The sequence below is a fragment of the Bradyrhizobium genosp. P genome, from assembly GCF_049949265.1.
GTDB lineage: Bacteria > Pseudomonadota > Alphaproteobacteria > Rhizobiales > Xanthobacteraceae > Bradyrhizobium.
Window position 1 is genome coordinate 3,110,161 of record NZ_CP188195.1, and the last position, 14,930, is coordinate 3,125,090.

The window sequence follows — 14,930 nt, forward strand, 5'->3', positions numbered from 1 at the left end:
ATACCATGGTGGGCCTAATGTCGCACCGGCGGAAATTGATTTCCGCCGTCTCGCGAATGGATTATGACAGCCTCGGCGACGAGGCTGGGTCTGCGCGCGCGATGGACGTTGCGACATTCGAGGATCTGATCGACCGGCTGGGGGAAGACCTGTCCCGCTGGCCAGACGACTGGCGCCTGCCCGCCATGCAACTTCTCGCATCCTCGGCCGAGGCGCGCGCGCTCTACGAAGAGTCGAGCATGGTGCGACGGGCGCTCGCAGCGCCTCCGGTTCGGGCGCCTGCGGGTCTTGTCGACCGCATCGTCTTCGCCGCGGCGAAATTGCCCAGGGAACCGGCCGCGCCTGAAGACCAGTCGAAGGATGCGGAAGCTCCCGCCGAATCTGTGCATCCGGGGAAAGCCCTGCCTGCGCTGTAGCCGGCGTTGAGCCTGCTGGCGCCGCTCACATTGATGTTGGACACGCCAGGTCCGCCTGTCGCTCTGCGCGACCTGGTATCAACTCCCAAAGCACGAGCTGGAAAGCGCGAGGCGATTTCGCTTGCGCCGAAATTATCCGCAAACAAATCCTAACCGCAGCCACGTTCGACCTGATTGCTCAGCGCTTCAGCCGGCCGGCCGAGCGCCTGCCGGTTGCGCCTTCTGAGGTTGCCTGTGCCGCCGAACGACACGGCCAACACGGCAAATTCTGCCGATTAATCAAATGATTCCGCGTGCGTGAATCCGCGCCTGAAATCTGCGCGCCATCCGTTTTATCTGCGAACGACCTTCACGGCCTCGATCTTCAAAACGCGTTCCGTCGCACAACCCGCGGCGAAGAGAGTCTTGTCATGACCGTATCCTCAGCCGCCTCTGCTGCAAGCTCGACCTCCTCGACTTCGTCGACGGCCGCGTCGATGGGGCTGACCTCGACCGATTTTCTCAATCTGCTCGTCAGCGAGTTGCAGAACCAGGATCCGCTCAACGCGACCAGCACGACCGACTTCATCAATCAGCTCACGTCCTACGCCAATTTCAACGAGCAGCAGTCGATCAACAGCAGCATGACGTCCTTGGCCAGCTCGTTCTCGAGCCTGGTGACGCTCAATTCCGTCAACTACATCGGCCACACGGTCGAAGCGAAGACAAACACGGCGCAACTGACCAACGGTTCGGCGACGTTCGGTTACTCGCTGTCTTCGGCCGCTTCCAACGTCGCGATCTCGATCCAGGATTCGTCCGGCAACGTCGTGTGGAGCGGTACCGGGACCGGAACCGCCGGTGCCAACACTTTCACCTGGAACGGCAAGACCACGAGCGGCACCCAGCTCAGCGACGGCGGCCAGTACACCATCTCGGTCACCGCGAACGACTCCGCCGGAAACTCGCTGCTCAACTACATGACGATGACCGGCAAGGTCACCGGGATCGACGCCTCGGGCTCGACGCCCGAGTTGCTCGTGAACGGCGTCCCCGTCAGCGCCTCAAACATCATCGGCGTCACGTCCTGATTGTATCCGGAGTATTATCATGAGTCTTACTGGTGCTCTTTCCTCGGCGATCACGGCGCTTAATGCGCAGAGCCAGTCGCTGTCGATGATTTCCGACAACATCTCCAACGCCGATACTACGGGTTACAAGACCACGTCGGCGGCGTTCGAGGATTTGGTGACGGCGTCGAGCAGCTCCCAGTCCTACAACTCCGGCGGCGTCACCGTGTCCGGCTTTGCCAACATCACCCAGCAGGGTTTGCTGGCGGCCACCACCACCGCCACTAACGTCGCGATCCAGGGCAGCGGATTCTTCGTCACCACCAACTCGACGTCCAGCGGTACCACCGCCTATACCCGCAACGGCGGGTTCACCACCGACAATTCGGGTTACCTCGTCAACAACGGCAACTATCTGGAAGGCTGGCGCACCGATTCGTCCGGCAAGATCGTGGGCAACGCTTCGGCCAGCAGCCTTGCGCCGATCAATACTCAGGTCGCCGCCACCAGTGGCTCTGCGACTACCTCAGCCACGATTGCCGCGAATCTGCCGTCGGATGCGGCAACCGGCGCCACCTTCACCAGCTCGATGACGGCCTACGACTCGCTCGGCACCGCGAATTCGATCCAGATTACCTGGACCAAGACCGCCGCCAACGCCTGGAGCGCAAGCTTCGGCAACCCGACGCTCGCGTCCAACTCGAGCACCACCACTGGCACGACGGGCACCGGCACGGTTGCGATCACCTTCAACAGCGACGGCTCGCTGGCGTCGACGACTCCGAGCCCGCCGACAATCTCGGTGACCGGCTGGACCGATGGTGCTGCCAATAGCAGTATCGCGCTCAATGTCGGTACCGTCGGCAAGACCGACGGCCTGACCCAATACGCTTCGGGGGAAACGACGCCCTCGATCGACCTCACCGGCATCACGCCGAACGGACTTCCCTTCGGCAAGCTGAGCAGCATCTCGATCGGAAAGAGCGGCATGGTTGATGCAACCTATTCCAATGGTCAGACCATCCCGATCTACCAGATCGCAGTCGCGACGTTCAGCGATCCCAACGGCCTGAACGCGGGCAGCGACGGTATGTACACCGCAACTGCGGCCTCCGGCAACGCGACCTTGCAGACCTCGGGAAGCAACGGCGCGGGCAAGATCTACGGCAGCGAGCTCGAATCGAGCACCACCGACACCAGCGGCCAGTTCTCCAACATGATCTCGGCGCAGCAGGCTTATTCGGCGGCCTCGCAGGTGATCACTACGGTCGACAAGATGTACCAAACCCTGATCCAGGCAGTGCAGGCGGGATGATGGCGGGTAAAAAGAATCAGGGGAGCCGCCTGCTACGCAGGTTTGAGCAGCTGAAGGCACGGGCCGCTTCGGTTCAACCCGACGATCGGGCGCAACTCTATGCACTGCTCGACGATATCGGAACCGTGCGGGACCAGCTGATCCGCGAATGCGCACGGCTCGACGAGCAAATCAACCGGACGACGGTCCAGGCAACGGCCATCACTGCCTATGGGCGCAGTGCACGATTGGTCCGCGGTCCGCGTCGCGTACATTAGGATGAATGGGAGCGATAGCATGACACCGGCCGGCAACATCAAGATCAATCCCGCAGGCGGCGACGAGCGCGCCCGATCGCTGATCACGCTGATCGACAGCCTGATCGTGGTCGTGAACGAGGAGAATGTGGAGCTTGCCAAGGGCATGCCCGCCTCACGGCTAAAGCAGGTTGATGAAAAAAACCGGCTTGCCAATATATTCGAGCGGTGCGTCGCTGAAGCGGTGGGCAAGACGGCAAGTCTCAACGTCCAGGACCGCGTGCTGCGCGAGCAGCTCATGGAGCGGATCCTGCGGCTTCGCGCCGCAATGGATGAGAACGTGATGCGGCTGCGCGCCGCCATCGAAGCCAGCAATCGGCGGATCGAGGCGATCATGCAGGCGATCCGCCAGCAGATTGCCAGCGTCTCGCCGTATGGCGCCGGGGGTCGTCGCGTGACCACGGCGGTGTCTTCCGGGACCAACGTCCGGGCCTGACCGGGTCAGGCGCGAGGAGAGTTAGCCGTGTCACTCAGTAGCGCGCAACGCATTGCATTCAGCGGAATCGCCGCCACGCAAGTGCAGATCAGCGTGACCTCGGCGAACATCTCCAACGCCGACACCAAGGGCTACACCGATAAGACCGCCAACCAGAGCAGCAATGTCACCGCCGGCGTCGGCACCGGCGTCGTCATCAGCGGAATCACCAGCAACGTCGACCAACTGCTGTTGAAGTCGCTGATCGGAGCCAACTCCAATCTCGGTTCTGCCAACACGGCCAACAACTATCTGACGCAGCTCGAGCAACTCTACGGCACCACCTCGGGTGGCAGCAGCTCCACGACCGGAACCTCGCTTGCCAACACCCTGGCGTCGTTCGAGGCGGCCCTGTCGTCGCTGGCGAGCACGCCGAACAGCCTGTCGCTGCAATCGAACGCGGTGAGCGCGCTCAACGCGGTGACGCAGCAACTGCAGAATACGTCGAAAGGTATCCAGCAGCTGCGTTCCAACGCCGACCAGGATATCGCGTCGTCGGTCAAAGATATCAATTCGGATCTGCAGCAGATCGCCAGTCTGAATGGAGAGATCAAGCAGACGGCCGCGGCGGGACAGTCGACTGCCGACCTCCTGGACCAGCGCAACAACGCGCTGCAGGATCTCTCGTCGATGATGAACGTGAGTTACTTCACGGCATCGAATGGCGACCTGCAGGTCTACTCGGGTTCGGGCCAGGCGCTGGTCGACACCACGGCGCACACGCTGAGTTACTCGCCGGCGTCGGATGTCACGGCAGCGACCACCTACACCCCCGGCTCGTCGAGCGGCTTCAGCGGCATTACCGTGAACGGTGTCGACATCACCTCCCAGATCACCTCCGGCAATGTCGGTGCCCTGATTACGCTGCGCGACCAGACACTGCCGAACGCGCAATCGCAGCTCGACCAGCTCGCCCAGCAGCTTTCCTCGAGTGTCAACGCGGTCTCGAACCAGGCTACCGCGGTGCCGCCGCCGACCAGCCTCACCGGCTCAACCACCGTCAGCGGCACGACACCGCTGTCAGCCACCGGCACGGTGCGCCTTGCGGTGGCGGATCAGAGCGGAAACCTGGTCTCCTATCAGGATATCAACCTCGCGTCTTATTCGACGGTTGGCGCTCTCGTCTCTGCGATCAATAGCGGCACCTCGGGAGTTACCGCATCGATCAATTCGAGCGGACAGCTGACGCTCTCGGCAAGCGGATCGGGCCACGGCGTCTCGATCAACGAGATGACGAGTTCGGTTGGTAGCTCGGATGAGGGATTCTCGGACTATTTCGGCCTCAACAATCTGATCACCGGAACCAACGCGTCCAATATCGCGGTCCGCAGCGATATCCTCGGCGGCGCATCGGGATTGCCGACCGCTACGCTCGATTCGTCGTCTACGCTGACCGTCGGAAATTCGGTTCTCGCATCCGGCTCCGCCACGGTGCTCAATGCCCTGCAAAGCGCGATGACGGGCTCGACGAACTTTGCCATGGCCGGCGGAATGGGCGCGACCACCGGCTCGTTCACAGATTATGCCTCGGCGATCATAGCCAACGTCGGCAGCAAGGCGAGCCAGGCGACGACGACCTACAACAACCAGACGACCGCGCAATCGACCTACGCGAATTCGCTATCGTCGGAATCCGGTGTCAACATCGACCAGGAAACCGCGAATTTGAGTTCGCTGCAAAACAAGTACGCCGCGGCGGCCCAGCTGATTCAGGCCATCAACACCATGTTCTCGGCGTTGGTGTCGGCGATGCAGGCGGCATGAGTGTGAGGTAACGGTCATGGCGATGCGTGTTGCGACCTTTGCTCAGTCGGAGCTGATGACCGCCAGCGCGATGCGCCTGGAAGCGGTGATGGCGAACGAGCAGGTGCAGGAGTCTTCCGGGCAGCAATCGCAGGACATCGCCGGCTACGGCTCCAATGCCGGTCGCGTGGTCAATCTGCAGGTCTCGGTGACCCGCTCGCAGTCCTACATCGACGCGGCCCAGCTTGCCGACAGCAAGGTGCAGGTGATGTATTCGGCGGTGGGGTCGATGACCAATCTCGTCACACAGCTCCGGTCGCAACTGACGGCCGCCAACACAGGCTCCAGCGCCAGCGTCGCATCGGTGATCAGCTCCGCCCAGCAGATGCTGTCGCAAATGGGGTCGCTGCTCAATACGCAATATGACGGGCAATATGTCTTCGGCGGCGCCCAGACCAATTCCGCGCCGGCTGACTTGACGAGCTTCGCGACGGGGACGGGTTCGTTGACGACTGCCGATACCAGCTACTATAAGGGTGACAGCGAGATCGCATCCGTTCGCGTATCCGACAGCCAGTCGGTCTCCTACGGCGTAACGGCCGACAATTCGGCATTCGAGCAGGTGATGCGGGTGCTGAAATACGTCGCCAACAGCACATCGCTGTCGTCGAGCACGATCAGCCAGGCGCTCAGTTTCGCCAGCACCGCGCTGGACGCAACGTCCACGGTGCAAGCGAAGTTGTCGTCGGCCGCGTCGCAAATCGAGACGGCGAGCGCAGACCAGTCCGATTACCAGAATTTCGCCTCGACCCTGTCCACCAACCTCACCAGCGTGGATGTTGCCGCCGTCACGGCGCAACTCTCAACCTATCAGACGCAGCTCACGGCGTCGTTTTCTGCGATCGCAAAGATCCAGAGCCTCAACCTGGCGAACTACGTTAAGTAGCCCGGACCTCAGTTTCGTCGTCCCTTGGTGTCATCGGTTCATGACTTTCAGCCGGGGCAACCAGGCAGGCCCAGGCGCTGCTGGAATTGGCGGTCGACAAATAACGCAGCGCCGGTTTGATCGGTCGGTGGCCAGTCCCTATCTTTGGGGTTGGTTCCGTGCCCGGGGAGACGCCATGACCGCCGCCATCAATCCGTTTCGCATTTCCGTCAGCGACGAATTGCTCGAGGATCTCCATGCCCGGCTGCGCCGGACGCGCTGGCCCGAGGCCGAACTCGTCTCCGACTGGAGCCAGGGCGCGCCGCTGACTTGGATCAAGGACGTTTGCCGCTATTGGGCCGAGGACTATGACTGGCGCGCGCGCGAGGCGCAGCTCAATCGCTTCTCGCAATTCACGACCGAGATCGACGGGCTCGACATCCACTTCATCCATGTCCGCTCGCCGCATCCGAACGCGATGCCGCTGATCATTACCCATGGCTGGCCGGGATCGGTGGTCGAATTCCACAAGGTGATCGAACCGCTGACCGATCCGACGGCGCATGGCGGCCGCGCCGAAGATGCATTCCACGTGGTATGCCCGTCATTGCCGGGCTTTGGATTTTCCGGGAAGCCGACCACGACCGGCTGGGGCGTCGACCGCATCGCCAGGGCTTGGGCCGTCCTGATGGAGCGGCTGGGTTATGGGCGCTATTTCGCGCAAGGCGGTGACTGGGGTTCGGCGGTCACGACCGCAATCGGTGGCTTGGATGCCGCGCACTGCGCCGGCATCCACATCACGTTGGCGATGTCGACACGGCCCAACGTCGAGGGACAGCCGACGCCGGAGGAGACCCGCGCCCTCAACGGCATCAAATACTATGCCGATTGGGATTCCGGATATTCGAAGCAGCAATCCACCCGGCCGCAGACGCTCGGTTACGGCCTGACCGATTCACCAAGCGGGCAGGCGGCCTGGATCCTGGAAAAATTCTGGGCCTGGACCGATTGCGACGGCCATCCCGAAAATATCCTCAGCCGCGACGAGATGCTCGACAACGTGATGCTGTACTGGGTCACCGCGACGGCGGCGTCGTCGGCGCGGATCTATTGGGAGAGCTTCGGGCCTAGCAAGCGAACGGTGCACAAGGTCGCGGTGCCGACCGGCGTCGCGGTCTTTCCCAAGGAGATCGTCACGCCGGTCCGCAAATGGATGGAAACGAATTTCACCAACATCCAGCACTGGCGTGAGATGCCGAAGGGCGGCCATTTCTCGGCGTTCGAGCAGCCGGAGCTCTTCGTCGGCGAGGTGCGCGGGTTCTTCCGGACGCTGCGCTAGAGCGTTTTCATGGTTGGTGACGATAACCGGCATCGGCGAGAAAGTTCAGGCATTCTGTTGGCGAGAAGCGGGTAAGGGCGTCGGCGATTGCGTTGTCGAGGGCTTCGAGAGTTCGTGCGCCTGCCTTGCGCAGCAGGGACTTTAATTTGGCGAAGAACTGCTCGATCGGATTGAGGTCCGGGCTGTATGGCGGCAGATAGCGCAACATCGCACCGGCCGCCTCAATGGCTTCGCGGACGCCCCTGACCTTGTGGCTCGACAGATTGTCCATCACGACAATGTCGCCCGACCGCAGCGTCGGAACGAGGAACTGCTCGACCCAGGCGAGGAATGTCTCGCCGTTCATCGGGCCGTCGAAGACGCACGGCGCGGTCATGCCGTCCTGGCGCAAAGCTCCGACGAAGGTGGTTGTTTTCCAATGGCCGTGCGGGACTGTGCAAACGAGCCTCTTGCCGCGCGCGCAGCGGCCGTAAAGCCGGGTCATTTTGGTGGACGCGCCGCTCTCGTCGATGAAGACCAGGCGCTCCGGGCTCAATTCCGCCTGACCGGCGCGCCATTCCACACGCGCCTCGGCGACATCGGCCCGATCTTGCTCCGCAGCTCTCAGTGACTTTTTTTGAGCGTCAGGCCGAACTGGCGCAGGCGCTTCCACAAGCAGCCGATACTGACCTTCACGTCGTGCGTGGCCAGCAGCCACGCCCGGATCTCCTCCAGCGTGGCGTCTGGCTTGTGCACGATCCGCTGGCGCAGCGCTTCATCGTGAGCAGCAAGTTTCGGAGCCGGCCCGCGGCCCGACGGGCGAGCCGTCGTCTCGCCAGTCGCCCGCCAACGCCCCAGCGCCTTGTAAATGTAGGAAACGCTGACCCGCAGCAGCGGCGCTGCCTGATACGCTCCCATTCCGCCGTCGACGACGGAAATGACCCGTTCACGCAAATCTTGAGAATAAGGTGCTCCCATCAAAGCCTCCGCCTCGAATCAATGCGGAAACTGAATCATGGAGCAACCGCGCTGGGAATCCTCCGATTCCACCAATTGTGAAAATGCTCTAGCCGCGTAGGATGGGTGGAGCGAAGCGATACCCATCTGTCGTGTCTCGGATGTGAATTGATGGGAATCGCTTCGCTCCACCCATCCTACGGACTGCTGCGCATGGTGTGTTGCAGGGCCGCGGCGAACCATGGACCACCGGGCGGAGTAGCGGCTACCGAGGCGGTGCCCGGCCGCTGCTTTTTGTCACGCGAGACTTCAAATCATCCACTTTCGTGAGGATGAATTTCAGCAGTGGCGATGGGTTTGCCTCATTGTAACCGATGACCAGATCGACCGTTGGCGGCGCACCACGGATCGGCCGGCAGACGACGGTTTTCGGCAACAGATTCTGGGCATAGAGCGGGAGCAGGCTGACGCCTCCGGTGGACGCCACCAGCGAAATCGCCATGGCTAGATTCTCGGCCTGGTGTTTGGGTTTCACGCCGAGGGGTTTGATGTAGTCGCTGATGGCAGCCAACAGGGTTGGTGCCCGGACCGAAGACACGCCGATCAAGGTCTGGCCTGCGATGTCCTGCAGGCGGATGGAGTTCCGCACAGCCAAAGCGTGGTCGCGCGGCATCAGGACGATCAGAGGATCCTTTCGCAACAGCCTGAATTTCAGACCGGACGCCTGCTTTTCCGGGCGCATGAAGGCGAGGTCGATCCTTCCGAGAGCGAGACCTGCCGCGAGATCCGGCGAGTCCTGGCTGTGGATGACGACTTCAGTGCTCGGTAGTTCGGCGCGCAGGATTTCCATCACCGCCGGCAGCCAATCCATCTCGTAACCGGTGAGGAAGCCGATCGCAAACAATGTCCGCGGCGGTTGCGCCGCTCGCCGTGCCGCTTCCGTAGCTGCCTCCGCCTGTGTCAGCGCCAGCCGTGCATGGTCGAGAAAGGCCCGGCCGGCAGCCGTCAATTCGATGCCGTGCACGCCGCGTATCATCAACTGAACGCCGACCTCATATTCGAGATCGCGGATTTGCCGGCTCAGTGACGGCTGCGCGGTGTGCAGCCGCTTTTCAGCTGCGAGCGTCAGGCTGCCCTCTTCGGCGACCGCGATGAAATAACGAAGGTGCCGCAGCTCCATCTCGACTTCCATATCTCTCAGGCATGCCCACCAACTTATAAAGTCTTTGGCGGAGACACCGCCGGTTCCTACCTGCCCAATCACGCGAGCGCCCTCGGGAGACACCTGCAGGGCTTATAGGCTTCCGGGCGAGATAATCCATGCTCCGCCGGCAGGAACGTCAATGGGGAATCGGAAGATGAGCATTCCAGTCGAATCGATCATCGGCACGAAACGGACGAAAAACGGCGAGATCGAAGATCTCGATGTCATCCTGGTCGGCGCGGGATTTGCCGGTCTCTACCTCCTTGACCGTCTGCGCAGCACCGGCATGTCCGTCCAGGTGTTCGAGGCCGGCGATGCTCCTGGCGGTATCTGGTATTGGAATTGCTATCCGGGGGCTCGCGTCGATTCTCCGGGCCCAATGTATCAATTCTCGCGCGACGACCTGTGGCGAGACTGGAAGTTCAGCGAGCTCTATCCTTCGTGGCAGGAAATCCGCGAGTATTTCCACTACGTGGACAAGAAGCTCGACCTTAGTCGGGACATTCGCTTCAACAGACGCGTGAACGAGGCCGAGTTCGATCCGGCGCGCAATCGCTGGATTGTCCGTTCAAGCGATGGCTCGGTCGCGACGGCTCGCTACTTCGTGCTCTGCACCGGCTTGGGTTCGAAGCCTTACATACCGGCGTTGCCCGGCCTGAGCGATTTCGCCGGCGAGCGCCATCACACCGCGCTTTGGCCGCAGCAAGGTCTGGACCTGGCTGGCAAGCGGGTCGGCGTGATCGGCACGGGAGCAAGCGGCGTGCAGGTGGCTCAGGAAGCGGCCGCCGTGGCCGCCCAGCTCACCGTCTTCCAGCGTACGCCCAACCTGGCCCTGCCGATGCGTCAGAAGAAGCTCGACGACGATACGATCCGCCGCATGAAGGAGGGCTATCCGCTCGCATACCAGAAGCGCAGAACGTCGTTCGGGGGATTTGACTACCAGTTTCTCGACAAGGCGGCATCCGAGGTGTCCAGCGAGGAGCGGCAAGCGACGTTCGAACGAATCTGGGAGATTGGCGGCCTTGTGCCGTGGGTTGGCTCGTTCAACGACCTCTTTGTGAACGAACAGTCGAACCGTGCCGCCTACGATTTCTGGCGCGACAAAACGCGGGCACGGATCAAGGATCCTGCGCTTGCCGAGATCCTCGCGCCGATGGAGCCGCTTCACCCCTACGGCACCAAGCGGCCGTCCCTCGAGCAGAACTTTTTCGATATCTTCAATCAGTCCAACGTGAGCCTCGTCGACCTCCGCAAGGACCCGATCGAAAGAGTAACGCTTAGTGGGATCAAGACGACGGCCGGCGAGCATGATCTGGATATTCTCGTGCTGGCTACCGGCTTCGATGCCATCACCGGCGGGCTGACCAGCATTGATATCCGAGGCACTGGCGGCCAGACGCTCAGGGAGAAGTGGGCGAAGGGCGTTCAGGCTCATCTCGGAATGGCAGCAGCCGGCTTTCCGAATCTCCTGTTTGTCTACGGCCCGCATAGCCCAAACGCTTTCGCCAATGGCCCGACTTGCGCGGAACTTCAGGGCGACTGGATCGCTCGGATGCTGAACCACCAGCGCGAACGCAATTGGGCACGGTTCGAGGCAACGGTCCCCGCGGAGGAGGCATGGCGCGCGCAGGTGCTCGAGATAGCGGATGCCACTCTCTTCCCCCGCGCGGACTCCTGGTACTTCGGCGCGAACATACCCGGCAAGCGGCGAGAAATGCTTGCCTTCGCCGGTGGTCTCTCGACCTACATGGCGAAATGCAACGAGAGCGCCGAGCGAGGATACGAGGGATTCACGATCGGTTGAATTTTGTCGAACCCCATGCGTGACCGCACCGCTGCTTGGTCGCCTTCCAAAGGCCTCGCACGACCCGCTTCAAATTCAGAAGGAGAGACATCATGGATAGACTGATAAAGATTCCGAATCCCGACCATCCCATTGCGATCGAGGCGAACCGGTCCCGCGTCGTGGTCAAAGTGGGTGGAAAGATCATCGCCGACACCAGCGATGCGCTGACACTTCGCGAGGCGTCCTATCCGCCGGTTCAATATATCCCCCGCCGCGATGTCGATATGGCCGCGCTCACGCGCAGCGAACACACGACGTACTGCCCCTACAAGGGCGACGCGTCCTACTACAGCATTCCGGCGGGCGGTGATCGCTCCGTCAATGCGGTGTGGACTTACGAGACCCCGTTCGAAGCGATGGCGCGGATCAAGGATTACGTCGCGTTTTATCCAGACCGTGTCGACGAGATCAGGGCGATCTAGAGGAGAGAAGGCAGATGCCGACGACAAAACGTACCGCGCTCGTCACAGGTGCTTCCGGTCTTGCCGGCAGCTATCTGCTCACCCACCTGCTGGAGCAGGGCGGCTGGGACGTCATTGCGGTGTCGCGCCGCAAGCCGCGGGTTCCCGGCGACTACAGGTACATTCCCGTGGATCTGCTCGATCCCGCCGATTGCCGGGCAAAACTCGCGCCGATCACGAACATCTCGCACCTGTTCTATCTGGCCATCACCGAGCGTCAGGATCCAACTGAGACGATATCGGCGAATGCCAACATGTTCTTCAACCTCGCCAAGACCGTGGATGCGGCTTCGTCCGCGCTCGAGCACGTCCATCTTTCTCAGGGCACCAGATGGTACGGAAATCACCTCGGTCCGTACAAGACCCCAACGAAGGAGGACGATCCGCGGCACATGCCGCCGAATTTCTATTACGACCAGCAGGACTTTCTCGAGGAATTCCAGAAGGGAAAGCGCTGGACATGGTCGGTTGGGCGTCCGCACGCTGTCTGTGGATTCTCCACCGGCGGACCGATGAACCTGACCCTGGCGATCGCGGTCTATGCCAACATCTGCAAGGTATTGGGACTGCCGCTCAGCTTTCCCGGCAAGCCGGGCGCGTACACCGCACTCTACCAGTGTACGGACGCCGCGCTGCTGGCAAAGGCCGTCGCGTGGATGGCGACCGATCCGAAATGCGCCAATCAGGCGTTCAACATCACCAACAGCGATCTGATCAGATGGCAGAATTTGTGGCCCAAATTCGCCAGGTTTTTCGAGATGGAGCCGGCGCCGCCACGGCACATCAACCTTGCGCGCTCCATGGCAGACAAGGGACCGGTCTGGGAAAAAATCGTCGAGAAGAACGGGCTGCATAAATTCCGGTTCGAGGAGATTGCGGCCTGGGGCTACCCGGACGGCGTGTTTGCGTCCGATTACGATATCGTCTCCGACACCAGCAAGGCCCGCCGTTTCGGCTTTCACGATCTGGTGGATACCGAGGAGATGTTCCTTCGGATGTTTTCGGACTTCCGGCGTGAGCGGATCATTCCGTGACACCGCAAGCCTTCGCGCCCCGCGCGATCAATCTGCGTCGTCCCCCGCGACGGGGGAGCGCTGGTCCAAATCCCCAAAAATTTGTGAAACAGGTACGACGGCGATGACCGAGACAGCGCCAGCATTCATTCGCCGTGCGGTGGCGGACCGGGCTCGGCCTTCGCGCGGGCGGTTTGTCCTCGGGCGTCGCGCAAGCCTGCTGGTTTCGGCGGGCGTCGTCGGCCATACGCTTTGGACCAGTGCGGCGCCCGCCCTGACCTATGGGCTTTATGCCAAGCAATGGCATCTCACCCACACAGTGACGGCGGCACTCTTCGCCGTCTATCCGATCGCCGTCGTTGTCATGCTGGCCGGCTTCGGTGGAATTTCCGATCAGATTGGCCGACGTACGACGATGTTGGCCGGCCTCTTTGCGTCCCTGGCCGGTGCCCTGCTGTTTGCGGTTGCACCTGACGTGTGGTGGATATTCGCCGGACGTGGCCTGATGGGCATCGGCGTCGGCCTGGCGGCGGGCCCGTCGACCGCCGCGATCCTGGAGTTCACGCGCCCCGAACGTGCGAAGAGTGCGGCCTCGGTCACGATGGGGGCGCAGGCTATTGGCTTTGCTGCCGCCTTGCTGCTCGGCGGAGCGCTGACGGAGTACGGGCCGTGGCCGACGCGCCTGTGCTTCTGGATGCTGGCTGTTCTTCTCGTCATCCTTCTCACCGGCACCTGGCTCTTGCCCCGTCATGCGGTCGGCGATGGAGCCGCCAAGCGGCGCTCCCGGATGCCGTTCGTTCCAAAGGACGCACGCCGGGCCTTCGCGGTGTCATCCACGGCCATGATGGCGGCCTATACGTTCGGCGTGCTGGTCCTCTCGCTCGGTGGCCAGGTCGAGCATGACCTGATCGGTTCGCCCAACGCGTTTCTCAACAGCGTTGTACTTTCACTGTTTCCTGTCGTGATGGTCGGCACCGCGCTTGTCTCTCGGACCCTCTCGCCGCGAGCAGCGCTCACCGGCGGCGCGTTGGTCTCTGCACTGTCGATGCTGCTGCTGATCCTGGCGATCAATCTGCGCCATCTGGTGATCTACCTGCTCGCGACGGCCGGTGCTGGAGCGGCGTATAGCCTGTTATTCGTCGGCGGCCTGCAAGTTATCAGCACGGCGGCAGCCGAAACCCACCGGGGCGGCATCCTCTCCGCCCTCTATCTCCTCGGTTACCTGTCGATGGGTGTGCTCGCCCTCGTATTGGGCGCGATCGCCACGACCCGTGGGCTCGGTTTCGCCGTCGATGTCGGCGCGGCAGCGATCATCTTGATGAATTGCTCCACGTTCGTGCTCGCAATGACCATGCCAGCCGCACCGGCGTCCGGCGCGTCGAAAGACACCGGGTGACACAGGACACCCGGCGCTTTGATGGCCTTGGTGATGGCTTTGGCCAGCCACACGATGCGAAACGCAAGCGCGAAGTGGTCAATTACTTGCGGCAAATCGACCCGACGGGCAACTCGGCGAAAACCCGTCAAGCCCTGGTATCAAAAATATTTCGGTTTATCGAAAGTGCAAACCGATGTTACAGATGTGCCGTCTCATCCGATTGAGGGGCGCGTCGCGATCGTCACGGGTGTTGCGGTGAGATGCGGTGGACGCTGATGTCACGATCGACGAGCGTGGCAGACAGCGGACGGCGAAGTCGTGCAGGCCTGACGCCCTAGTGGCAGGTGTCCTGTCAGCGAGGGACTGACGTCTCTTGCTGACGGCGGTGACAAGCAAGCCTAGTCTCGCCGGGGAGAGCACGTATAAGCCGTAACCCATCGCGCAGGGAAAGCCGGAGTTCCCGGTTACACCTGTGGTCCTACCCCGGTGCTTTCTGTTGCACCGGGCCCATGGGTGCGATCGGCACCCGGCTTT

At 61.9% G+C, this 14,930-nt stretch carries 14 protein-coding genes; 12 read left to right on the plus strand and 2 right to left on the minus strand.

Going from position 1 to position 14,930, the window contains the following annotated elements:
- The first annotated feature begins 5 nt into the window (after positions 1-5).
- From ACP2YO_RS14945 to ACP2YO_RS14980, 8 genes are all read left to right on the plus strand, one after another.
- Positions 6-416: a hypothetical protein gene (locus ACP2YO_RS14945; protein ID WP_426443195.1), complete on the plus strand. Its 411-nt coding sequence runs from the start codon at positions 6-8 to the stop codon at positions 414-416.
- A gap of 410 nt (positions 417-826) precedes the next feature.
- The gene (locus ACP2YO_RS14950; protein ID WP_426441517.1) at positions 827-1,486 is read left to right on the plus strand and encodes a flagellar hook assembly protein FlgD; all 660 of its coding nucleotides are present in this window, start codon (positions 827-829) and stop codon (positions 1,484-1,486) included.
- 19 nt (positions 1,487-1,505) lie between these two features.
- Positions 1,506-2,780 carry a flagellar hook protein FlgE gene (gene flgE / locus ACP2YO_RS14955; protein ID WP_426441518.1) on the plus strand — a complete coding sequence of 425 codons (1,275 nt, stop codon included), beginning with the start codon at positions 1,506-1,508 and terminating at the stop codon, positions 2,778-2,780.
- Positions 2,780-3,037: a hypothetical protein gene (locus ACP2YO_RS14960; protein WP_426441519.1), complete on the plus strand. Its 258-nt coding sequence runs from the start codon at positions 2,780-2,782 to the stop codon at positions 3,035-3,037. The genes flgE and ACP2YO_RS14960 overlap by 1 nt, the downstream gene beginning before the upstream one ends.
- 19 nt (positions 3,038-3,056) lie before the next feature.
- On the plus strand, positions 3,057-3,512 hold the full coding sequence (locus ACP2YO_RS14965) for a flagellar protein FlgN (protein ID WP_426441520.1): 456 nt from the start codon (positions 3,057-3,059) through the stop codon (positions 3,510-3,512).
- A 27-nt stretch (positions 3,513-3,539) separates the two neighbouring features.
- Complete coding sequence (flgK, locus tag ACP2YO_RS14970; RefSeq protein WP_426441521.1) at positions 3,540-5,315, plus strand: flagellar hook-associated protein FlgK; 1,776 nt, start codon at positions 3,540-3,542, stop codon at positions 5,313-5,315.
- A gap of 16 nt (positions 5,316-5,331) precedes the next feature.
- Entirely contained in the window at positions 5,332-6,240 is a 909-nt protein-coding gene (locus ACP2YO_RS14975; protein ID WP_426441522.1) for a flagellin, read from the plus strand.
- A 175-nt stretch (positions 6,241-6,415) separates the two neighbouring features.
- A complete protein-coding gene (locus ACP2YO_RS14980) occupies positions 6,416-7,558 on the plus strand; it encodes an epoxide hydrolase family protein (RefSeq protein ID WP_426441523.1) in 1,143 nt (380 codons plus the stop codon).
- A 7-nt stretch (positions 7,559-7,565) separates the two neighbouring features.
- Here the strand turns inward: ACP2YO_RS14980 and ACP2YO_RS14985 are convergent.
- Positions 7,566-8,515, minus strand: a protein-coding gene (locus ACP2YO_RS14985; protein WP_426441524.1) for an IS630 family transposase whose coding sequence is annotated in 2 segments (ribosomal slippage) — positions 7,566-8,179 and positions 8,179-8,515 — 951 coding nt in all. Because the reading frame shifts where the segments join, the coding sequence is not laid out codon by codon here.
- Positions 8,516-8,759: 244 nt separating this feature from the next.
- The gene (locus tag ACP2YO_RS14990) at positions 8,760-9,674 is read right to left on the minus strand and encodes a LysR family transcriptional regulator (protein WP_426441525.1); all 915 of its coding nucleotides are present in this window, start codon (positions 9,672-9,674) and stop codon (positions 8,760-8,762) included.
- Between the two features lie 178 nt (positions 9,675-9,852).
- Between ACP2YO_RS14990 and ACP2YO_RS14995 the strand changes: the two genes are divergently transcribed.
- The 4 genes from ACP2YO_RS14995 to ACP2YO_RS15010 all read left to right on the plus strand — a co-directional run bounded on the left by ACP2YO_RS14995 (position 9,853) and on the right by ACP2YO_RS15010 (position 14,414).
- Positions 9,853-11,502 carry a flavin-containing monooxygenase gene (locus tag ACP2YO_RS14995; protein ID WP_426441526.1) on the plus strand — a complete coding sequence of 550 codons (1,650 nt, stop codon included), beginning with the start codon at positions 9,853-9,855 and terminating at the stop codon, positions 11,500-11,502.
- A gap of 89 nt (positions 11,503-11,591) precedes the next feature.
- Positions 11,592-11,966 (plus strand): DUF427 domain-containing protein, encoded by a 375-nt coding sequence (locus tag ACP2YO_RS15000; RefSeq protein WP_426443196.1) that lies wholly within the window; start codon positions 11,592-11,594, stop codon positions 11,964-11,966.
- A gap of 14 nt (positions 11,967-11,980) precedes the next feature.
- Entirely contained in the window at positions 11,981-13,039 is a 1,059-nt protein-coding gene (locus tag ACP2YO_RS15005; RefSeq protein WP_426441527.1) for an SDR family oxidoreductase, read from the plus strand.
- Positions 13,040-13,142: 103 nt separating this feature from the next.
- Positions 13,143-14,414, plus strand: coding sequence for an MFS transporter (locus ACP2YO_RS15010; protein WP_426441528.1), 1,272 nt, complete (start codon positions 13,143-13,145; stop codon positions 14,412-14,414).
- The last annotated feature ends 516 nt before the right edge of the window (positions 14,415-14,930 follow it).